Genomic DNA, 21,010 nt, shown 5'->3' with positions numbered 1-21,010 from the left:
GGAAGACCGGACCGCTCCTCAGTCGAGGTGGAGGGCCGCCAGCAGGGCGTCGACGAGCAGCCGGTCCTGCTCCTGGGTGAGCTGCCGCCGGGCCTCCCGAGGGGCCAGCCACAGCAGCCGGTCCACCTCGTCGCCGGGCGTGAAGGCCCCGCCGGTCGCCTCGGCGGCCCAGTAGCGGACCTCCTTGGTCCGGCCGCCGGTCTCGTAGCGCATGGTGGGCAGCACCGCGCCCGGGGTGCAGGACATGCCGGTCTCCTCGCGCACCTCGCGCACCGCCGCGGGCAGGGCCGCCTCGCCCGGCTTGAGCTTGCCCTTGGGGTGCGACCAGTCGTCCCACTTGGGGCGGTGGACGAGCGCGATCTCGATGCCCGCGCCCTCTGCGGACGCCCCTTCGCCCGCCCCCGCGCCGGAGCGCGTACGGCGCCACAGCACGCAGCCCGCGGCGCGGATCGTACGGGGGCCGGGACCGGAGCGGGGGCCGGATCCGGGTGCGCGACCGGAGCCCGAGCCGCCCATCAGCGGCCCCACTCCGCTCCGAAGGCCACCGGGGCCGCCTCCGTCCCCTGCTCCTGTTCCTGCGCCGGCCGGTCCGGACCGGCCGGCCGGGCCTGGTGGGCGGAGGCCGCCGGGCGCCACAGCCGCCCGAAGCTGAACCTCGCCGCCTCCACCTCGTGCCGCTGGTCGGCGTGGAGCACCCCGAGCGCGTAGGCGGTGGCGGGGGCGATACGCGGGGTGCGGGCGGCGGCGGCAGCCGCCGAGGCCGCCTCGGCGGCGTCCCGGTGCCGGTCCAGCGCCCGGCTCGCGGCGGTCAGCGCCGGATCGTCGGCGCCCAGCACCTCGTGGGCGTAACGGCGCAGCCGCACCAGCAGCCGCACCTGGTTCCAGGCGGCGTCCAGCTCCCCGTCCACGACGAGGGTGTGGGCGAACGCCTCGCCGTTGTACGACTGGCGGGCCCTGGTCAGCGGCAGCGCCTCCACCGCCTCCGCCGCCCGCCGGTGGGCCAGCTCGGCCAGCGGCGGCAGCACGTGTACGGCCGGGCGGGAAGCGGCCTCGCCCGCCAGCGGCGCCTCGGAGGCCAGGACGGCGACCGCGTCGGCCACGGCGTGGAAGCGGGCCGAGCCGAGCGTCCGGAGGGCGGCGGAGTGGGCGCGGGTCCGGGCGAGGGTGAGCTGCCGCTCCAGCAGCGCCCCGGCGCGGGCGGCGCCGATCCCCAGGCCGCCGCCGGGCGAGACGGAGCCCCGCTGGACGGGCGGGCCGGACGCCCCGCCGTCAGTCGAACCGGCCGCGGAACCGGTCGCGGAACCGTCGGTGCCCGCAGCCCCCGCGGGCACCGACGACAGCCGGTGCAGCGCCCCCAGCAGCCGGTCCAGCCGCGTCTCGTACGCCCGCTCCCGCCCCAGCACGCCCGACAGCCAGGCCAGCTCGGAGCCGAGCTGGTCGGCCCGGGCGGTGTCGGTCAGCGGCCGGTAGACCCGCAGTGCCGCGCTGACGCGGCGGGCGCAGCGGCGCATCGTCCGCACGGCCTCGGCCGCGACGGCCGCCGACTCGGCGCTGCCCGCGCTCTCCTCGTGCAGCCGCAGGCTGCGCAGGAAGCCGGTGGCCTGCCGGTGGAGGTACTCGGCCAGCACCTCGCCCGCCGTGGCCTCCCCCAGATCCGGATGGAGCCCGCAGGGACCCTCGCGGGCCTCCGGGGACTTCTCCGGATACGGCTCCTCTCCCCCGTCCGCCGTACCGAGGGGCAGGTCATGTGGCTGGACCACGTCGGCGCCTCCGGGCGTCGATGAGCATTTCCTGGACGTTCCTCAGGGGCCGTCCCTCGGCGTCGGTCGCGTGGCGCGTCCACTCGCCGTCCGGGCCGAGGTGCCAGGAGGCGGTGGTGTCCGCCATGCCGGTCTCCAGCAGCCGGTTGAGGGCGGCCCGGTGGCCGGGGTCGGTGACCCGTACCAGCGCCTCGATGCGCCGGTCGAGGTTGCGGTGCATCATGTCGGCGCTGCCGATCCACACCTCCGGATCGCCCCCGCCCGCGAAGACGAAGACCCGGGAGTGCTCCAGGAAGCGCCCCAGCACGCTGCGCACCCGGATGTTCTCCGACAGCCCCGCCACCCCCGGCCGTACCGCGCAGATGCCGCGCACCCACACGTCGACGGGCACTCCGGCCCGGGAGGCGCGGTAGAGGGCGTCGACGAGCGCCTCGTCGACGATCGAGTTGACCTTGATCCGCACGTACGCCGGACGCCCGGCCCGGTGGTGGGCTATCTCGCGGTTGACGCGCTGTATCAGCCCGTCGCGCAGCGAGCTGGGCGCGACCAGCAGCCGGCGGTAGGTGGTGCGGCGCGAGTAGCCCGACAGCCGGTTGAACAGGTCGGACAGATCGGCGCCGACCTGCGGGTCGGCCGTCAGCAGGCCCAGGTCCTCGTAGAGGCGGGCGGTCTTGGGGTGGTAGTTGCCGGTGCCGACGTGGCTGTAGCGGCGCAGCGTCTCGCCCTCCTGCCGCACCACCAGCGACAGCTTGCAGTGCGTCTTGAGGCCGACGAGGCCGTAGACGACGTGGCAGCCGGCCTCCTCCAGCTTCCGCGCCCACTTGATGTTGGCCTGCTCGTCGAAGCGGGCCTTGATCTCCACCAGCACCAGCACCTGCTTGCCGGACTCGGCCGCGTCTATCAGCGCGTCCACGATCGGGGAGTCGCCGGAGGTGCGGTACAGCGTCTGCTTGATCGCCAGCACGTCCGGATCGGCGGCGGCCTGCTCCAGGAACCGCTGCACGGAGGTGGAGAAGGAGTCGTAGGGGTGGTGCAGCAGCACGTCGCGCTCGCGCAGCGCCCCGAAGACGTCGGGCGCCGACGCCGACTCGACCTCGGCCAGGTCCCGGTGGGTGCCGGCGACGAACTTGCGGTACTTCAGCTCCGGCTTGTCCAGCGCGGCGATCCCGAACAGGCCGGTGAGGTCCAGCGGGCCGGGCAGCGGGTAGACCTCGGCCTCGGAGACCTTCAGCTCGCGCACCAGCAGGTCCAGCACGTACGGGTCGATGGACTCCTCGACCTCCAGGCGCACCGGCGGGCCGAAGCGGCGCCGCATCAGCTCCTTCTCCAGCGCCATCAGCAGGTTCTCGGCGTCATCCTCCTCCACCTCCAGGTCCTCGTTGCGGGTGACCCGGAACATGTGGTGGGCGAGGACCTCCATCCCGGGGAACAGCTCCTCCAGGTGGGCCGCGATCACGTCCTCGATGGGCACGTAGCGCTGCGGGGAGGCCTCCAGGAAGCGGGACAGCAGCGGCGGCACCTTCACCCGCGCGAAGTGGTTGTGCCCGCTGACCGGGTTGCGCACCACCACGGCCAGGTTCAGCGACAGCCCTGAGATGTAGGGGAAGGGGTGCGCCGGGTCCACCGCCAGCGGGGTCAGCACGGGGTAGATCTGCTGCCGGAAGAGGGTGAACAGGCGGGCCTGCTCCTTCTCCGTCAGATCCGGCCAGCGCACCAGGTGGATGCCCTCGTCGGCCAGGGTGGGCAGGACGTCCTGCTGGAAGCAGGCGGCGTGCCGGGCCATGAGCTCGCGCGAGCGGTTCCATATCAGCTCCAGCACCTCGCGCGGCTGCAGGCCGGAGGCGGAGCGGGTGGCCACCCCGGTGGCGATACGGCGCTTGAGGCCGGCGACGCGCACCATGAAGAACTCGTCGAGGTTGCTGGCGAAGATGGCCAGGAAGTTCGCCCGCTCCAGCAGCGGCGTGGCAGGGTCCTCGGCCAGCTCCAGCACCCGCTCGTTGAAGGCGAGCCAGCTGCGCTCCCGGTCGAGGAAACGTCCCTGCGGCAGCTCCTCGTCCGCCCCGTCGGGGCCCTCGCCCTCCCGGTAGGCGTCGGAGTCGGTGTCGAGGCCGGTGTCATGCGGAGGCGTGACCATGGCGTGCGGGCGCGAGGCGGCGATGAAACCGACGGAGGGCTGGACGGGCTGGCTCATTCCTCCATTGTTCCGCGCCGCCAGAGGCAACGGCGCGTCGGGAAGCTGCGGCCCGGGGCGTGGCCCCGGGGCCGACGCCTTCGGCACGACGGGCTGCATTCCGCGATGCTCGCAAGCGAGTCTGAATCGCCGGTTAAGCCGACATGGCTGTCAGGCGATCCCCGCACTTCGCGCGGGTGCCGGACACCGGAACGATTCACTCCGGCGAACCGTCGCGGCGGCGTTCCGGCGGTGTACGGCGGGTGTCGCGGGGGCCGGGACGGAGTGAGGCGGAATTTCCCGTTCGAGCGATTTTCGAACTCCCACCACCCATAGTGACCGATATGTCACTACCGTGGTCGATGGCGGCGTTCCGGCGGTGTTCCGGACACCGGCCGCTGTGGAATCGCGGGCCGGATCTGTGCGGCCTGTACGGGGTGACGGGCCGGGGGCGGGCCCGTTGGACACGGGCGTGACGGAGGGGATGGTGCACATGAGCACGGACAACGGCGGCAGGCGACACGGATACCAAACGGACCACACGACGAACGGCGCGGACGGCGCTTCCTGGGAGGAGGACTGGGAGGACGACTACGGCCCGGCGATCCGGGCCACCTGCCGCCAGATCAAGCTGTGGCGAGAGGGGGCGGGCCTGACGCAGCAGGAACTGGGCGACGCCATCGGCTACAGCCTGGGCATGGTCTCGGCCGTCGAGCGCGCCAGAAGGCTGCCTCATCCGGATTTCCTGGCCAAGGCGGACCGGATCCTGGGCGCGGACGGCAAGCTCGCCGCGATGAAGAAGGACGTGGAGGAGGCCCGCTACCCGAAGAAGGTCCGCGATCTGGCCAAGCTTGAGTCCGAGGCCGTGGAGGTGGGGTCGTACACCAACACCGTCATCGACGGTCTTCTCCAGACAGAGGAGTACGCGAGAGCGCTGTTCGGCCTGCGCCTCCCCGCGTGCAGCGAGGAGGAACTCGAACGACTGGTGGCCGCGCGCATGGCCAGGCAGGAGATTCTGACGCGGCACCCTGCTCCTCTTCTGACCTTCGTTCAGGAAGAGGCCACACTTCGGCGCCCGCTCGGAGGCAGGGCTGTCCTGCGACATCAGCTTGAGCATCTCCTGGAACTGAGCGAACTGCGGCACGTCAAAATCCAGGTGATGCCCACGGAGATCGAGGAGCACGCCGCACTCAGCGGATCGCTGAGGGTTCTGAGCTTCAAGGACAGAACAGCAGTCGCCCAGAATGAAGTTCAGCTCACCAGCCGCCTGATCTCCGACCCGAAAGAGGTGCGGATTCTGGAGATGAGGTATGGCATGCTTCGTGCCCAGGCCCTCACACCGCGTGAGTCTCTGGCCTTCATCAGGAAAGTGCTGGGGGAGATGACATGACTCTCAAGCCCTCCGCCGGAGACGGCTACGAGCTGGAGTGGACCAAGAGCAGCCACAGCACCAACGACGGCCCCGCGTGCGTCGAGGTCGCGGCCACGCCCGGCACCATCCACGTCCGCGACTCCAAGAACACCCAGGGGCCCCGACTCGCTTTCGCGCCGGGTGCGTGGGCCGACTTCGTCGCACACACCGCAGGACACTGATCCCGCACCTGCGCTACGGCGTCCGGGCCCGGGCTCCCGACTTTCGGGAACCGTCGGCTTTCATCGGAGAACCGCTGGGAGAGACCACATGAGCCTCAAGCCCTCCGCCGGAGACGGCTCCGAGCTGGAGTGGACCAAGAGCAGCTACAGCAGCAACGACGGCCCCGACTGCGTCGAGGTCGCCACCACGCCCGGCACCATCCACGTCCGCGACTCCAAGCGCATACGAGGAGCCCGGCTGACGTTCACGCCGGAGGCGTGGGCCGACTTCACGGCGTACGCCGCCGACCGCTGACCGGGGTCCACAGCCGCTCGGGCTGAATGTCAGTGGTCGCTTCTACGTTCGTGTGCCATGACGACCACGGCATCAGCGGTGCACACGTACACCTATCTCCGGCCTTCGGCAGTGCGCGGTGGCGCGGGCGGGCCCGAGTTGGGGCTGGAGACCTCCGGCGGGGCGACACCGGCCGGGGCGAGCGCGCATCCCCGGTTCTTCTCCGGCTTCGTGACCGCGCCCGAGGCCGCCGCCGCGGCGCTGCTGTCCGTCGCCGACGTGGCCTCGGCCCGCTACCACCAGCGCCTGGCGGCCGCGTCCCTCGACCCGGTGGTGACGGGCAGCGGGGACCGGCTGCGGTTCGAGTCGTTCTCCGGCTGCTGCGGCGTCTACGCCCGCCTCGACATCCTCGGCGAGGGCCTGGACGGGGACGACATCGGCCATGGCACCACCAACGTGGACGTCAACAATCCGCTGCGTGAGGCACTGGTCCGGGTGGGCCCCTCGGATCCCCTCCATCTGCGGGTGGGGCCTGAGGAGTTGGAGGTGACCACCTTCGACGGGCCGGTGGTGGAGAAGAAGGTGCCGCTGCCGGACCGCTGGCTGCGCGGTTTCGCCGAGACCCAGGTGATCGCCTCCGCCTTCGACCTGCGCGCGGAGGTCACCGCCGCCGAGGCGGTCCGCTTCCTGCGCTCCCTGCCGCGCGCCCGCTCGGGTGCGGGGTCCGCCCTCTGGGCGGTGCAGGCCGGGCGCTCCCTGCGGCCGACCACCCGCCCCGTGCCCGGCGCCGTCTGCCTGCCCGGCCCGGACCGGCTCTCGGCCCTGCTGCGGGTGCTGCGCCACGCCACCGGGCTGCGCCTGTACGGGCCGCCCGCGACGACCGCGAGCGGCGCGGCGGCCTCCGCCTGGGAGCTGCTGCTGCCGGGGATGCGGCTGACGCTCACCCTCTCCCCCGACCCCGCCCGCGGCTTCTCGGGCGAGGGCGCGGTGCTGGAGGCGCTGTCCGGTGAGGAGGCCGCCGAGGACGCCGATCTGGTCTCGGTGCTGCTGGCCTGGGAACCGCGCGTGGACGTCGGGGAGCTGGCCCGGCAGTCGGGTCTGACGCCGCAGCGGGTGCGCGCCGCCCTGACCGTGCTGGGCACCGCCGGGCGGATCGGCTACGACACCGCCGAGGCGGCGTACTTCCACCGCGAGCTGCCCTACGACGCCGGGCGCGCCGAGCGGCACAACCCCCGGCTGCGCGCCGCCCGCGAGCTGGTGGCCGCCGGTGCGGTACGCGCGGAGGCGGACGGCACCTTCACCGTCACCACCGGCGACCACGACCACCGGGTCCGGTCCGACGGCGGTGCGCTGAGCTGCACCTGCCGCTGGTGGGCCCACTACCGGGGCGGGCGCGGCCCGTGCCGCCACGCCCTGGCCGTGCGCATCACCCTGGACGCCCGGAACGACTCGGACGCCCCGGCCTCCGCCGCCGCCGCCACCGCCACCGCCACCACGGCGGGTGCCCGGTGAGCGGCGCGGGAGGCGCCCTGGCCCGGCTGGTACGCGGACGGGCGCGCACGAACCACCTGTCCGACGGGGAGCGCGAGGTGCTGGCGGCGGCCGAACGGGAGCTGGACCAGGACGCGTACGCGGTGCTGCTCGCCGTGGCGGGTGGTGAGCCGAAGCGGCTGCCCGAACTGATCGCCGCCCTGTCCGACGGGCAGCGGCGCTCGTGCGTCCCCCATCTGAAGGCCTGGCGCGCGCGGTTGCGCAACGAGTGGAATCCGGACTTCCGGCCGCGCAGGCGGGCGCTGGTCATCGCGGGCGCGGGCTGCCACACGGGGGCCGCCGCTGCCGCCCAGTGGCTCGCGCACGACGACCTGGGCCTGGTGGCCGAGCCGTCCGACGCCGCCTGCCTCCTGACCGTCCTCGCCGGCCGCCCGGCACAGTGGCTGGGTGACGTCGCCCGGCGCGTCGCCGACCGCATCCGCACGGAAGACGCCTGGGACTGGCCCCGCTACGCCCTGGCGGAGCGGTTGGTCGCCCTGTCCGGCTGCCCCGTGCCGACCGGCGACGGATTCGTCCTGGGCTGGGCGCTGGAGCGGATGTGGCCGCAGCGGTCCGCCCGCTGGCCCGGCGTGGCCGGCGTGGCCGGCGGCGCACCGGAGCCGTACGGACGGCTCTCGCCGAGCGGCAGCGGCACCCTTCCGGAGCGGCTGCGCGACGACCCGTTCCTCGACACCCTCATCCCGCGTCTGTTCGAGGTGGAGGGCGCCGGTGCGGTGCTGGAGGGCTGGGGCGCCGCCCGGGGGACGGAGGAGCCGTCCTGGCCGAAGGCCCTGGCGGCGCTCGCCGCCGAGGGGCGGCTGGAGCGGTCCGCCCTGCTCGACGGCTGCCTCTCCCGGCTGCTGCGCGGCGGACGCCCGGCCGAGCTGCGCGGCTTCCTCTCCGTCCTGGGCGGACTCGCCCCCACCGGCGACGAGTACGCGGCTCGCGCCACCACCCTGCTGCGGCTGCTGCCCGACGCCCACTCCACCGTCGCGGCCCTCGCCCAGGAGCGTCTTGCCGCCCTGGACGCGGACGGACGGCTGGACGACGAGCAGTTGGCCCAGGCGTCGCGGGCGGTGCTGTTCCGGACGGAGAAGAAGCTGGTGCGCGCCCAGTTGAGCTGGCTGGACGCCGCCGCCCGCCGCGACCGGGGGCGGGTCGGGGCGGTGGTGCTCGCCGCCGCCGACGCCCTCGGACACGAGGACACCGCCCTCCAGGAGCGGGCGCTGAACCTGATCGCCCGCCACCTGAAGCACGCCGGGGACGCGGTGCGCCCGGAACTGGCCTCGGCCGCTCAGGCGCTGAGCCCCGCTCTGCGTTCCCGCGCCGCCGGACTGCTGGGGGTGGAGCTGCCGGACGACGGGGCCGCCGGGCCCTGGGAGGACGTCCTCCCGCCCGTCCCCGAGCCGGTGCCGATGGCACCGCCGCTCGCCACCGCCGCCGAGGTGGCCGAGGAGGTCGGCGCCGTCATGGCCGCCGTGCGGGCGGCCCAGTTCCGGCCCTCCGCCGCCCCCGGTGTCGACGCGGCCGCCTTCGAGCGGGCCCTGGACGGCCTGGTCCGCCACGCCCACCGGGACCGCGACGGCCTGGTGCGGGCGCTGGAGCCGGTCATACGCGGCCACCCCTGGAACGGGCGGCACGGCTGGTGGGGCGATCCGGGGCCGGGCCACATCCACTACGTGGCGGCGGTGCTGTGCGGCGAGGACTCCCCTCTCCCACCGTCGGCATCGGGCGCCCATGCGGTGCCACATCCGCGCGGCCGTGACTTCACGCCCTTCGGGGAGGTCCTCGCGGCCCGTCTGCTGGAGGCCGCCTGGCGGGTGCTGAACGACCCGCCGCCGTTCCTGCTGGCCACCCCCACCACCACAGACGGGCGGATCGACCCGGCCGAACTGGTCGCACGCCTGGCCGAGTACGAGCGGGCGGGCGCCGTGCCCGGCCCCTGCGATCTGGACCAGGCGCTGCTGCGTCTGGACGTCTTCGCCGCCGGTCCGGAAGTCCTGGCCGCCGCCGGGCGGTTGGGCGGCGAGGCCGGGCGGCGGGTGCGCACCTGGCTGGAGGCGGGCGGCCCGTCCCTGCCCGAGCCGGTCCGCGACGCACGGCCCACGCACCGGGTCCACGGCTACGGCAGCCCCGTCATCAGGGTGCGGCTCTCCAGTGAGGCGGCGACCCCGCCCTGCCCGCTCGGCGCAGCCTTCCAGCGGCTGCTGGGCGTGTACATCGCCGACGGCAAGCGGGACAAGACGTCCTGGAACCAGGGCGTCCGCCTGTGGCCGTCCGTGCTGCCCGTCCACCGCGAACTGGTCGCCCTGCGCCTGCAGCCCACCTTCGCCGCCACCGGCGACGAGGAGCTGCGCGGCGGCGCGGCGCTGCTGCCCGCGCTGGCCGAGGCCGGGGGCGCTGCCGGGCCGGCCGTACACCTGGGGCTGGCCCACGCCCTGGGCGCACGGCACCCGGAGGACCGTACGGCGGCCGTGGACGCGCTGCTGGTGCTGGCGGCGCGCGGCGACCTGGACGCGGTGCGGCTGGGCCGGGACGTGGCCGAGACGGCGGCGGCCGGGACGGTGAAACCGAACCGGCTGCTGGAGTCGCTGCGGGAGACGGCGCGTGCCGGGGCCCCGGCCACGGTGTTCGCCGTGCTGGCCGCCGCGCTGCCGGGGATGCTGACGATGCGGGAGCCGGTGCGGGGGCTGCCGGATCTGCTGGCGCTGGCCACCGAGTGCGCCGGGACCTGCGGGGCGCGCGGGCCGGTCGGCGGGGTGGCGGAGACCGCCGCCCGGGGCGGGAGCGGCCGCCTGGTGAAGGAGGCCCGCCGGCTGCGGGACGTGGTGGGGGCGCCTGTGGCAGCCTGATCCCGTTCCCGGCCGCCCAGCCGCCCCGGTCAGCCGCCTCCGGCCGGCGGCCGGTTCAGCCCTCCGTGCGGTACATCAGGTCCACCTCGTGGACCTGGAAGCCCAGCCCCTCGTAGACCTTCACGGCCGCGGTGTTGTCGGCGTCCACGTACAGCATCGCGGTCGGCAGGCCGCGGTCGCGGGCGAGGTAGCGCAGGCCCACCAGTGTCAGCGCCTTGCCCAGGCCGCCGCCCTGGGCGTCCGGAGCGACGCCGACGACGTACACCTCGCCGAGCTGCTCGGCGCTGTGGACCTTCGTCCAGTGGAAGCCGAGCAGTTCCCCACCGTCGCCACCGCCCTCGCCGCCCGCGCCGCCCTCGCCGTCGCGCACGGCGAGGAAGAAGCCCTTGGGGTCGAACCACGGCTCGGCCTTGCGGTCGTCCAGGTCCCGCTGGGTCATGCCGCCCTGCTCGGGGTGGTGGGCGAAGGCGGCGGCGTTGGCGGCCAGCCAGGCGGTGTCGTCCCGGCCGGGGACGAAGGTCCGCAGCCGCACGCCCGGAGGCAGCGACGGTTCGGGCAGGTCCAGGCCCGTCAGCGGGCGCCGCATCTGCCGCAGTTCGCGGAAGAGGGTGAGGCCGAGCAGCCGGGCCAGGTGCCGTGCGGCCGGGTGGCCGCCGTGCGCCCACACCCGCAGCCGCCGGCCCGACGCCTCCAGCAGCGCGCGGCCCAGGGCCAGTCCGTGGCCCTGGTTCCGGTGGTCGGGGTGGACGACGAACTCGCCGGTCGGGGCCTCGACCGGATCGGTGTCCTCGAGTTGCCCGTAACCGGCCAGCTCGCCCTGTTCCCAGAGCAGCAGATGCCGTACGCCCTCGCGGCGCCCGCCGCGCAACTGGAGGCGGCCCTGCTCGGAGACGGCCGGCTGGCCGTCCACCCGGGCGGCCTCGTCGATCAGCGCCTGGGCCTGCCGCACGGCCTCGGGCGTCAGCTCGTCCACAACCACCACGTCGCTCATGGGGAGAAGCCTACGCAGCATCGAAACCTGGCGGTTACCAACGCAACAATGACACGCTACGCGCGTTGACCTAGGCTGCCTCCGCCACCACCGGCCACTTTCGGGCCAACTCACGGCCTCGACAAGGGAACAGAAGGGGACAGAACATGTCCACTCCGCCCAAGCGGTCTCCCCTCTCCCGCAGACTCACCGCAGCCGCGGCCGGTCTGCTGACCGTCGGCGCCCTCGGCGCCGCCATGCCCGCCGCCGCGCAGGACGCCCCGTCCGGGGCCCCCGGCGCGCACGGCGACCGCGGCGAGCGCCACGGCCGCACCGTCGACCTCCAGGTGCTCGCCATCAACGACTTCCACGGGAACCTGGAGCCCCCGACAGGTTCCTCCGGCCGTGTGACCCACCAGCACCCCGACGGCACCACCGAGCAGATCGACGCGGGCGGCGCCGAGTACCTCGCCACCTCCCTGCGCGAGGCCCGCAAGGGCAACCCGTACTCGGTGACCGTCGCCCCCGGCGACATCGTCGGCGCCAGCCCCCTGCTGTCGGGCCTCTTCCACGACGAGCCCACCATCGAGGCGATGAACGCGCTCGGCATGGACGTCGTGGGCGTCGGCAACCACGAGTTCGACGAGGGCGCCGCCGAGCTCAGGCGCCTCCAGGAGGGCGGCTGCCACCCCGAGGACGGCTGCTACGACGAGGGCCGCACCTTCGGCGGCGCCGACTTCCCGATCCTCGCGGCCAACGTCGTCGACGAGAAGACCGGCAAGCCGCTGATGGCCCCCTACACCGTCAAGAAGATGAAGGGCGTCAAGGTCGGCTTCATCGGCGTCACGCTGGAGGGCACGCCGAACATCGTCTCGGCCGAGGGCGTCAAGGGACTGAAGTTCCTCGACGAGGCCGAGACGATCGACAAGTACACCGAGGAGCTGCGCCGCAAGGGCGTCAACGCCGTCATCGCGCTGGTCCACGAGGGCGGCACCCCGGCCTCCAGCGCCTACAACGCCGACTGCGGCGAGGACGGCGGCAGGCTGTCCGGCCCGATCGTCGACATCGCGAAGCGGACGAACGCGGGCGTGGACGCGCTGATCACCGGCCACACCCACCAGCCGTACGTCTGCTCCATCCCCGACCCGCGCGGCGAGGACCGCCTGGTCACCTCCGCCGCCTCCTTCGGCCGGCTGTTCACCGAGCTGAACATGGAGTACGACCGCCGCACCCGCGACATCGTGCGCGCCTCGGTCCAGGGCGCCAACCGCGTCGTCCACCGCAACCAGGAGAAGGCCGCCGACCTCACCTCCCTGATCGACTACTGGAAGGGGCTGGCCGCGCCCGTCGCGGGCCGCCCCATCGGCTGGATCTCCGAGGACATCACCGCCGACCGCACCAGGCCCGAGTCCCCGCTGGGCGACCTGATCGCCGACGCCCAGCTCGCCCACGCCCGTGGGCTGGACCCCGAGGCCGACCTGGCCCTGATGAACCCCGGCGGCATCCGCGCCGACCTGGTGTACGCGGCCTCCGGCGCCGAGGGCGACGGTGTGGTGACGTACGCCGAGGGCTTCACCGTCCAGCCCTTCTCCAACACCGTCAACCTGACCACCCTCACCGGCGAGCAGCTTCTGAAGGTGCTGCGCGAGCAGGTCAGCGGCGCCAACGAGGCCTCCCCGAAGATCCTGCAGGTCTCCTCCGGCCTCACCTACACCCTCGACCTCACCCGGTCCGGCGCGGACCGGATCGTCGCGGACTCGGTGCGGCTGAACGGCGAGCCGATCGACCCGTCGGCCTCCTACCGCGTCGCGGTCAACTCCTTCCTGGCGGGTGGCGGCGACGGCTTCCCGACGCTGGCGCAGGGCACCGACCCGCTGGTCGGCGGTGACGACCTGGCGGCCCTCCAGGACTACCTGACCGCCGGCTCCTCCGCCTCCGCGCCGATCGGCGCCCCGGCGGCGGACCGGATCACGGTCATCCGGTGACCCCCCACGGCGGATGACCCTCCCTCCGCGGGCCGCCTTCCCCCGGCCCGCGGACCCCCACAACGCCGCCGACCGGCCCCGCGCCGGTCGGCGGCGTTCTTTCCGCCGGGAGGCGCGCCGCCCGCGGGCTCAGGCCCCGTACGGGCGCTGCCTGCGGCCCTCGCGCAGCACGCCGGCCCACCAGTCGAGCTGGTCGAGCATCCCCTTGGCCGCCGAGGCGGCGGCCTCCGAGTCCTTCGGCTGCCCGTCCGCGTCGAAGACGTCCCAGGCGTTGTGGAAGCTCAGGGAGTCGCGGACGGTCATCGCGTGCAGTTCGGGGAAGACCTGGCGCAGGTGCTCCGCCGACCGCAGGCCGCCGCCCATGCCCCCGTAGGAGACCAGGCCGACCGGCTTGGCGAACCACTCCTCGCGGAACCAGTCGATCACGTTCTTCAGGGAGGCGGGGAAGCTGTGGTTGTACTCGGGGGTCACCACGACGAAGGCGTCGGCCGCTGCCAGCCTGCGGGAGAGCTCCTCCTTGCTGCGGATCGTCTCCGCGGGCGGCTCGCCGTCCCAGCTCGGCATCACCACGGGCAGCGGCCACTGGGCCAGGTCGATCACGTCCACCTCGAAGCGGCCGAACTCCTCGGCCTGCCCGGCGAACCAGTTCGCCACGGTGGGCCCGAAGCGTCCCTCGCGGACGCTTCCGATGATCACGGCGAGGCGCGGCAGGGTCTCACTCATCGTCGTCTCCTCGGTTCCTCTCGCAGGGCGGATTCCCTCCGGCACACAGAGTGCAACTTGAACAAAGGTTCAAGTCCAGTAGTCTGGGATCCATGCCGCCCGTTTCCTGGAAGGCCCAAGAGCTCACCATCGGCCAGCTGGCCGAACGCAGCGGTGTCAGCACCTCGGCCCTGCGCTTCTACGAGCGCAACGGGCTCATCCACAGCCGCCGGACCAGCGGGAACCAGCGCCGCTACAGCCGCGACACCCTCCGCCGGGTCGCGTTCGTCCGCGCCTCGCAGCGTGTGGGCATCTCCCTGGAGGGGATCCGCACGGTGCTGGGGCTGCTGCCGGACAACCGCACGCCCACCCGGGAGGACTGGGCGCGCGTCTCCGAGTGCTGGCGCGCGGACCTCGACACCCGCATCAGGCAGCTGGAGGAGCTGCGCGACGACCTGACCGACTGCATCGGCTGCGGCTGCCTCTCCCTCGACCGCTGCGCCCTGACCAACCCCCACGACGCGTACGGCGCCGCCCACAGCGGCAGCCGTCTCACCGGAGGCTGACGGGAGGCCGGCGGAACCCCGACGGGGACCGCGTACGGCCGGGCGTGCTCCCGGCCGGCTCCAGCGGCTCCCGCCGTGTCCGGCTCCGGTCGGTGGTCGGCGGCTTCTCCGCTTCTCCGCCGGAACGCACCTGCCCGCCCGCAGCACGGTCCCGGTCCACCCGGCGCGCAGCGCCGCCGGACCTCCGGCCCCGTCAGGGCGGCGGGTCCGGCGGGGGCGCGGGTGCGCCCGGGAGGCGCAGGACGGCCTCCGTGCCGCCGCCCGGGGCCGGGTGGAGGGCGATCTCGCCGCCACTGCGGCGGACCGTGCGGGCCACGATGGACAGGCCCAGACCCGAGCCGGGGAGGCTGCGGGCGGACGGCGAGCGCCAGAAGCGGTCGAAGACGTAGGGGAGTTCGTCCTCGGGGATGCCGGGGCCGCGGTCGCGTACGCGCAGGGTGCCGGTGGAGCCGTCGAGGCGGACGTCGATCGTCCCTCCGGGCGGGGAGAACTTCACCGCGTTGTCCAGCAGGTTGACCACCGCCCGCTCCAGCGCGGCCGGTTCGGCCCGTACGTACCAGGGGGCCAGATCGCGGGTGATGGTGATGTCCGAGCCGCGCAGCCGGGCGCGCTCCACGGCGCGTTCGGCGGTCTCGTGCAGTCCGACGATCTCCACCGGCCCGCCGGCGGGCGCCGCGTCGGGCCGGGACAGCTCCTGGAGGTCGCCGATGAGGGAGGCCAGTTCGCCGATCTGGGCGCGCACCGACTCCAGCAGTTCCCGGCGGTCCTCCGGAGGCAGCGGGCGGCCGGCCTGCTCGCTGCGCACCAGCAGGTCGATGTTGGTGCGCAGCGAGGTGAGAGGGGTGCGCAACTCGTGCCCGGCGTCGGCGGTCAGCTGCTGCTGGAGGTCGCGGGAGGTGGCCAGGGCTGCGGTCATGGCGTTGAAGGAGCGCGACAGGCGGGCGATCTCGTCGTCGCCCTCGACGGGAATGCGGACGGCCAGGTCCTCGGTGCGGGCGACGTGCTCGACCGCGTCCGTCAGCCGGTCCACCGGGCGCAGGCCGGCGCGCGCGAGCAGGACGCCGGCGCCCGCCGCGCCGAGCACGCCGGTGGCGGCGACCAGGCCGAGGACGAGGGCGAGGGTGTCCAGGCTCTGGTCGATCTCGGCCATCGGACGGGCCACCGTCACGGCGGCGTCCGTGCCGCGCAGGGGGGTGGTGAGCACGCGGTACTCCTCGCCCCCCGCGGTGACGGTGTGCAGGGCCTCCGCACGCTCGCCGCGGGCGACGGCCACGTCCGCGGCGGAGACCGGCAGGGGCCGCTCGCCGAAGGCCATGCAGCTGTCGCCGTCGCGGTCCACGAGCTGCACGGTGGAGTCGAACGGATTGGGGGTGTCCAGCCGCTCCTCCTCCGGCACCGCCCGGCACTGCCCGGCGCGGACGAGGTCGATGAGCCGGCTGTCGGGCACCCGGTTGGCGTGCAGCGCGTCGTCGAGGGAGTCGACGAGCTGCTCCCGCACCAGGAGCCAGGCGGCCAGCGAGCACGCCGCCACCGCGACCGCCACGGCCACCGCGACCAGCAGGGCCAGGCGCGAGCGCAGCGGCAGGGAGTTGAGCCGGGACGTCACGGGCGCGCTTCCCCCGGTGCGGGACCGGGTGCCGTGCCCGGTGCCGTGCCGGGACCGGCGCCCGCGTTGTCCCGGAGGACGTAGCCGACACCGCGCACGGTGTGCACCAGGCGCGGCTCGCCTCCCGCCTCGGTCTTGCGGCGCAGGTACATCACGTACACGTCCAGGGAGTTGGAGGAGGGCTCGAAGTCGAAGCCCCAGACGGCCTTGAGGATCTGCTCGCGGGTGAGGACCTGCCGCGGGTGGGCCATGAACATCTCCAGCAGCGTGAACTCCGTCCGCGTCAGCTCCACCGGCCGCCCGCCGCGGGTCACCTCGCGCGTGGTGAGGTCCATGCGCAGGTCGGCGAAGGAGAGCACCTCGGTCTCCTCGGCGCCGGCCTGCTCGCGGGCGTAGGAACTGCGGCGCAGCAGTGCGCGGATGCGGGCCAGCAGCTCGTCCAGCTCGAACGGCTTGACCAGGTAGTCGTCCGCGCCCGCGTCCAGGCCGGTGACGCGGTCGCCGACGGTGTCGCGGGCGGTGAGCATCAGGACGGGGACGGTCACCCCGTTCGCGCGCAGCCGCCGTGCGGCGGTCAGCCCGTCCATGCGCGGCATCAGCACGTCCAGGATCACCAGGTCGGGGCGGTACGCCTCCACCTGCCGCAGCGCCTCCAGGCCGTCGGCGGCGAGCTCGGTCTCGTAGCCCTCGAAGGCCAGGCTGCGGCGCAGGGCCTCCCGTACGGCCGGCTCGTCGTCGACGACCAGCACGCGTGCGGGCGGGGCGGGGTGGGGCGTGGCGGAGGAGGCGGAGGCGGTGGTCATGGTGGGGAGTGTCGCACTCACCTCATCCGTCGGCGCGCAGGTCGTCGAGGATCTCCTTCACGTCGTTCACGGGTACGGCGAAGCCCAGGCCGACGCTGCCCGCCTCGGCGGCGGTGGAGGCGTTGCTGTGGATCGCCGAGTTGACGCCGATCACGCGGCCCTCCATGTCGACCAGCGGTCCGCCGGAGTTGCCGGGGTTGAGTGAGGCGTCGGTCTGGATCGCCCGGTAGGTGGTGGTCTCGGAGCCGAGGTCGCCGTTGTACCGGTCGCCGTCGAACTCGAAGGGCCAGGCCCAGTCGTCCCTCGGCCGGGCGTCCTCCTCCGTCCTCTCCACCGTGACCTCGCGGTCCTTGGCGGAGACGATGCCGCTGGTGACCGTGCCCGACAGGCCCTGGGGCGAGCCGAAGGCGATGACCCGGTCGCCGACGCGGACGGCGTCGGAGTCGCCGAGCTCGGCGGGGGCGAGGGTGAGGCCGTCGGTGTCCTCGACCCGGATCAGCGCCATGTCGAGGTCGGGCTCGGTGCCGACGATCTCGGCGCGGGCGGTGCCGCCGTCGGAGAAGGTGACCTCGATCTCGGTGGCGCCGGAGACGACGTGGTTGTTGGTGAGGATCTCGCCCTTCTCGGAGATCACCACGCCGGATCCGGTCGCGGAGCCGGAGCGGGAGGAGGCGCCGATCTCCACGACGCCGGGCGCGACGGCCTTGACGACCTCGGCGACGCCGGTACCGGTGTCGGCGGCGTTGGTTCCGAGGACGGAGGAGGTGGCGGCGGGCGCGGCGCCGTCGCCGAACGCCTCGCCGGCCAGGGTCGCCGTGCCGCCGCCGACCGCGGCGGCCACGACGGCCACGGCCGCCAGCAGCCCGACGGGGCGGCCCGCCCGCCGCCGGGCGTGCGCTCCGGGGGCGGTGCCGGGTTCGGGCTGCGGGACGGACTGCGGAGGTGCGGGGGCTGCGGCCTCAGGGGCGGTGGCCCCGGGGGCGGCGAGCTCGTACGGAGGGCGGGGCGGGTACGCGCGGTTCGTCTCGTGGTCGCTCATGCACACAACCGTGCGCGCCCGGAATGAGAACTTCATGAGGGCGGGCTGAAACCCGGGGAAGAACCGTCCCCGGGGATCCTCCGAAGCCCCGCGGACCGGAGCCCCGCGGACCGGAGCCCGGGGACCGGAGTCCGGCCGGGACCCCCGCCGGCTCCCGTCTAGCCGCCGCACCCGCAGGAGCGGCGCACCACCAGCCCCGACGGGAACTGGCGCACGCGCTCGCGCCGCGACCCCGTCGCCCGCACCCCGTCGTCCAGCACCAGGTCCACCGCCGCGCGGGCCATCGCCTCGCGGTCCGAGCCCACCGTGGTCAGCGGCGGATCGGTCAGCGCCGCCTCCTTGACGTCGTCGAACCCGGCCACCGCCAGTTCGCCGGGCACGTCCAGGCCCAGCTCGCGGGCGGCGCGCAGCACGCCGATGGCCTGGTCGTCGGTGGCGCACACCAGCGCGGGCGGCCGGTCGGGGCCGGCGAGCAGGTCGAGGGCGACGCGGTAGGTGTCGTAGCGGTTGTAGGGGGCCTGGAAGAGACGGCCGTCGGTGGAGCGGCCGGCCTCCTTCATCGCCCGGCGCCAGCCCTCCACGTGGTCGGTCACCGGGTCCCCGTAGGCGGGGGTGGACTCCACGCCGCCCAGGCAGGCCACGTACTCGTGGCCGTGCTCCAGCAGGTGCCGGGTGACCATCTGCGCGCCGCCGATGTCGTCGAGGACGACGGCCACGTCGTCGATCGCCTCGGGCCTGCGGTGCAGCAGCACCACGCGCGCGTCCCACGCCTCTATCTCGGCGGCGGCGCGCTCACTGGGGCCCTGGCTGATCAGGATCAGGCCCGAGACCCGCATGCCGAGGAAGGCCCGCAGGTAGTGCACCTCGCGCTCGTCGAGGTAGTCGGAGTTGCCGACGAGCACCATCTTCCCGCGGTCGGCGGCGGCCTGTTCGACCGCGTGCGCCATCTCCGCGAAGAACGGCTGCCGGGCGTCGGGGACGATCAGCCCTATCAGGTCGGTGCGCCGCGACGCCATCGCCTGCGCGACCCGGTCCGGCCGGTACCCCAGCTCCTTGATCGCGGCGAGCACGCGCTCGCGGGTCGCCGGCGCGACCGGCCGCGGCCCGTCGTTTATCACATAACTGACGACCGCGGTCGACGTACCCGCCAGTCTCGCCACATCGTCCCGCGTCACCTTCGCCACAGCGGAAGTCTACGCGCGCCGACTCAGTTCCCTCCCCGGCGAGCGGCGGTCTTCCGCCCGTCCCCGGCCACGCCGTTCGCCGCGTCCTGCGCCATCCTCTCGGCGGCGTCCACGGTCGCCTTCGCGTCCTTGCGCGCCTTGCGCTCCTCGGCGGTCGGCTCCTTCTTCTCCGGCAGCACGAAGCGGTATCCGACGTTGCGCACGGTCCCGATCAGCGACTCGTGCTCCGGGCCGAGCTTGGCCCGCAGCCGCCGTACGTGGACGTCGACGGTCCGGGTGCCGCCGAAGTAGTCGTAGCCCCACACCTCCTGGAGGAGCTGCGCCCTGGTGAACACCCGGCCGGGGTGCTGCGCCAGGTACTTCAGCAGCTCGAACTCCTTGAAGGTCAGATCGAGTACGCGTCCCTTGAGTTTGGCGCTGTAGGTGGCCTCGTCCACCGACAGGTCGCCGGTGCGGATCTCCGCCGGGCCGTCGTCGCCGGCGATCTGCCGCCGCCCGGTGGCCAGCCGCAGCCGTGCCTCGACCTCGGCCGGCCCCGCGGTGTCCAGCAGGACGTCGTCCACGCCCCACTCGGCGGTGACGGCCGCGAGGCCGCCCTCGGTGACCACCAGGATCAGCGGGCAGCCCGGCCCCGTGGAGCGCAGCAGCTGGCACAGGGAGCGCACCTGAGGCAGATCGCGGCGGCCGTCGATCAGGACGACGTCGGCGCCGGGGGTGTCCACCAGCGCCGGGCCCTCGGCCGGGGCCACACGGACGTTGTGCAGCAGCAGGCCGAGCGCGGGCAGGACTTCGGTCGATGGCTGGAGGGCGTTGGTCAGCAGGAGTAGCGAGCTCATGACGTCGAGTCCTTCCCCGGCCCCGTGGGGCGTGTGGCGGCACTGCTTCGTACTGCGCTCCGAAAGCACGAAAGGACCCGGGGGCGGCGCTGCCCGGATCCTTCTCGTCATCGACAATATCCCACATGAGCGAGGACGCGGAGGGCGCGGAGGGACTTTTCCGTGGCGGAACGGTCACCCAGGGTGCCGGGCGCACGGGGGAGCGGGCGCCTTCGCGCACGCCCCTGCGGACACGGCTGCGGACCGACGACGGGGTGGGCATAGACGCCTGCTACCAGCCCCGCGACGGGAGTTCCGCGGGCCGGGACGAGGGCGCGGCACGGGCCGCCGGGCGGGGCCTGGCGATCGTCGTCGCGCACGGTTTCACCGGCTCGCTGGAGCGGCCCGCGGTGCGACGAGTGTCACAGGTCTTCGCCCGGCATGCGGACGTGATCACGTTCTCCTTCCGCGGGCACGGCCGTTCGGGCGGGCGCTCCACGGTCGGCGACCGGGAGGTGCTCGACCTCGCCGCGGCGGTGCGCTGGGCGCGTTCGCTGGGGCACTCCGCGGTGGTGACGGCGGGCTTCTCGATGGGCGGCTCGGTGGTGCTGCGGCACGCGGCGCTCTGCCGGGCGGAGCCGGCCGGCACGGCGCACGGTGCCGGTCCGGACGGCGGGGCCGGCCCCGGTGACTCAGCGCACAGGATGCACCGGGGGCGCACGGACGCACACACCGATGCGGTCGTCGCCGTGAGCGCCCCCGCCCGCTGGTACTACCGGGGCACCCCGGCCATGCGGCGGGTCCACTGGGCGATCCAGCACCCCGCCGGGCGCCTGGTCTCCCGCTACGGACTGCGCACCCGCATCCACCACCGGGACTGGGACCCGGTGCCGCTGTCGCCGGTGGAGGCCGCACCGCTGATCGCCCCGACCCCGCTGCTGGTGGTGCACGGCGACCGGGACGCCTACTTCCCGCTGGACCACCCGTACTCGCTGCTCGACGCCGCCGACCCGGCGTACACGGAGCTGTGGATCGAGCGCGGCTTCGGACACGCCGAGAACGCCGCGCCCCCGGAGCTGCTGGAGCGGATCGCCTCCTGGGCGACGGCGCGGGCCGGGCGGGCGCCGCGCCATCATGGTGGCGGCACGACGGACGGCTGAG

Annotated in this window: 18 protein-coding genes; 8 read left to right on the top strand and 10 right to left on the bottom strand. The window is 74.2% G+C overall.

Features of this window, described 5'->3' with window-relative positions; translation table 11 throughout:
- Positions 1–18 precede the first annotated feature (18 nt).
- The 3 genes from BMY40_RS12725 to BMY40_RS12715 are packed head-to-tail and all read right to left on the bottom strand — an operon-like array spanning position 19 to position 3,951.
- Positions 19–516 (bottom strand): NUDIX hydrolase, encoded by a 498-nt coding sequence (locus tag BMY40_RS12725; protein ID WP_093659167.1) that lies wholly within the window; start codon positions 514–516, stop codon positions 19–21.
- Entirely contained in the window at positions 516–1,760 is a 1,245-nt protein-coding gene (locus tag BMY40_RS12720) for a CHAD domain-containing protein (RefSeq protein WP_093658795.1), read from the bottom strand. The genes BMY40_RS12725 and BMY40_RS12720 overlap by 1 nt, the downstream gene beginning before the upstream one ends.
- Positions 1,744–3,951, bottom strand: a complete 2,208-nt coding sequence (locus tag BMY40_RS12715; RefSeq protein WP_245770049.1) for an RNA degradosome polyphosphate kinase — start codon at positions 3,949–3,951, stop codon at positions 1,744–1,746. The genes BMY40_RS12720 and BMY40_RS12715 overlap by 17 nt, the downstream gene beginning before the upstream one ends.
- Positions 3,952–4,423: 472 nt before the next feature.
- Here BMY40_RS12715 and BMY40_RS12710 point away from each other — a divergent pair, with 472 nt between their 5' ends.
- The 5 genes from BMY40_RS12710 to BMY40_RS12690 all read left to right on the top strand — a co-directional run bounded on the left by BMY40_RS12710 (position 4,424) and on the right by BMY40_RS12690 (position 10,179).
- The gene (locus tag BMY40_RS12710) at positions 4,424–5,320 is read left to right on the top strand and encodes a helix-turn-helix domain-containing protein (RefSeq protein WP_093659165.1); all 897 of its coding nucleotides are present in this window, start codon (positions 4,424–4,426) and stop codon (positions 5,318–5,320) included.
- Positions 5,317–5,523: a DUF397 domain-containing protein gene (locus BMY40_RS12705; RefSeq protein WP_093658791.1), complete on the top strand. Its 207-nt coding sequence runs from the start codon at positions 5,317–5,319 to the stop codon at positions 5,521–5,523. Before BMY40_RS12710 ends, BMY40_RS12705 begins: the two co-directional genes overlap by 4 nt.
- Before the next feature lie 88 nt (positions 5,524–5,611).
- Positions 5,612–5,818, top strand: coding sequence for a DUF397 domain-containing protein (locus tag BMY40_RS12700; RefSeq protein ID WP_093658789.1), 207 nt, complete (start codon positions 5,612–5,614; stop codon positions 5,816–5,818).
- A 57-nt stretch (positions 5,819–5,875) separates the two neighbouring features.
- Positions 5,876–7,309, top strand: a complete 1,434-nt coding sequence (locus tag BMY40_RS12695) for an SWIM zinc finger family protein (protein WP_093658787.1) — start codon at positions 5,876–5,878, stop codon at positions 7,307–7,309.
- Positions 7,306–10,179, top strand: a complete 2,874-nt coding sequence (locus BMY40_RS12690; RefSeq protein WP_093658785.1) for a DUF6493 family protein — start codon at positions 7,306–7,308, stop codon at positions 10,177–10,179. The genes BMY40_RS12695 and BMY40_RS12690 overlap by 4 nt, the downstream gene beginning before the upstream one ends.
- Positions 10,180–10,234: 55 nt before the next feature.
- Here BMY40_RS12690 and mshD read toward each other — a convergent pair whose 3' ends face one another.
- A complete protein-coding gene (gene mshD / locus BMY40_RS12685) occupies positions 10,235–11,170 on the bottom strand; it encodes a mycothiol synthase (RefSeq protein WP_093658783.1) in 936 nt (311 codons plus the stop codon).
- Between the two features lie 146 nt (positions 11,171–11,316).
- Here mshD and BMY40_RS12680 point away from each other — a divergent pair, with 146 nt between their 5' ends.
- Complete coding sequence (locus tag BMY40_RS12680; RefSeq protein WP_093658781.1) at positions 11,317–13,134, top strand: bifunctional metallophosphatase/5'-nucleotidase; 1,818 nt, start codon at positions 11,317–11,319, stop codon at positions 13,132–13,134.
- A 129-nt stretch (positions 13,135–13,263) separates the two neighbouring features.
- Here the strand turns inward: BMY40_RS12680 and BMY40_RS12675 are convergent, their stop codons facing one another.
- Entirely contained in the window at positions 13,264–13,857 is a 594-nt protein-coding gene (locus BMY40_RS12675; RefSeq protein ID WP_093658779.1) for an NADPH-dependent FMN reductase, read from the bottom strand.
- A 92-nt stretch (positions 13,858–13,949) separates the two neighbouring features.
- On the opposite strand from BMY40_RS12675, the gene soxR reads away from it, so the two are divergent.
- Entirely contained in the window at positions 13,950–14,402 is a 453-nt protein-coding gene (gene soxR, locus BMY40_RS12670; RefSeq protein ID WP_093658777.1) for a redox-sensitive transcriptional activator SoxR, read from the top strand.
- Between the two features lie 193 nt (positions 14,403–14,595).
- Here the strand turns inward: soxR and BMY40_RS12665 are convergent, their stop codons facing one another.
- From BMY40_RS12665 to BMY40_RS12645, 5 genes are all read right to left on the bottom strand, one after another.
- A complete protein-coding gene (locus tag BMY40_RS12665) occupies positions 14,596–16,008 on the bottom strand; it encodes a sensor histidine kinase (protein ID WP_093658775.1) in 1,413 nt (470 codons plus the stop codon).
- Positions 16,005–16,811 (bottom strand): response regulator transcription factor, encoded by an 807-nt coding sequence (locus BMY40_RS12660; RefSeq protein WP_093658773.1) that lies wholly within the window; start codon positions 16,809–16,811, stop codon positions 16,005–16,007. The genes BMY40_RS12665 and BMY40_RS12660 overlap by 4 nt, the downstream gene beginning before the upstream one ends.
- A gap of 22 nt (positions 16,812–16,833) precedes the next feature.
- The gene (locus BMY40_RS12655; RefSeq protein WP_245770048.1) at positions 16,834–17,850 is read right to left on the bottom strand and encodes a S1C family serine protease; all 1,017 of its coding nucleotides are present in this window, start codon (positions 17,848–17,850) and stop codon (positions 16,834–16,836) included.
- A 158-nt stretch (positions 17,851–18,008) separates the two neighbouring features.
- The gene (locus tag BMY40_RS12650) at positions 18,009–19,034 is read right to left on the bottom strand and encodes a LacI family DNA-binding transcriptional regulator (RefSeq protein ID WP_093658769.1); all 1,026 of its coding nucleotides are present in this window, start codon (positions 19,032–19,034) and stop codon (positions 18,009–18,011) included.
- 23 nt (positions 19,035–19,057) lie between these two features.
- The gene (locus tag BMY40_RS12645) at positions 19,058–19,870 is read right to left on the bottom strand and encodes a response regulator transcription factor (protein WP_245770047.1); all 813 of its coding nucleotides are present in this window, start codon (positions 19,868–19,870) and stop codon (positions 19,058–19,060) included.
- 125 nt (positions 19,871–19,995) lie between these two features.
- Between BMY40_RS12645 and BMY40_RS12640 the strand changes: the two genes are divergently transcribed.
- Complete coding sequence (locus BMY40_RS12640) at positions 19,996–21,009, top strand: alpha/beta hydrolase (RefSeq protein WP_093658767.1); 1,014 nt, start codon at positions 19,996–19,998, stop codon at positions 21,007–21,009.
- Position 21,010 lies beyond the last annotated feature (1 nt).

The organism is Streptomyces radiopugnans, assembly GCF_900110735.1.
GTDB classification, from domain to species: Bacteria; Actinomycetota; Actinomycetes; order Streptomycetales; family Streptomycetaceae; genus Streptomyces; species Streptomyces radiopugnans.
This window is presented reverse-complemented; position numbering and strand designations above follow the sequence as displayed.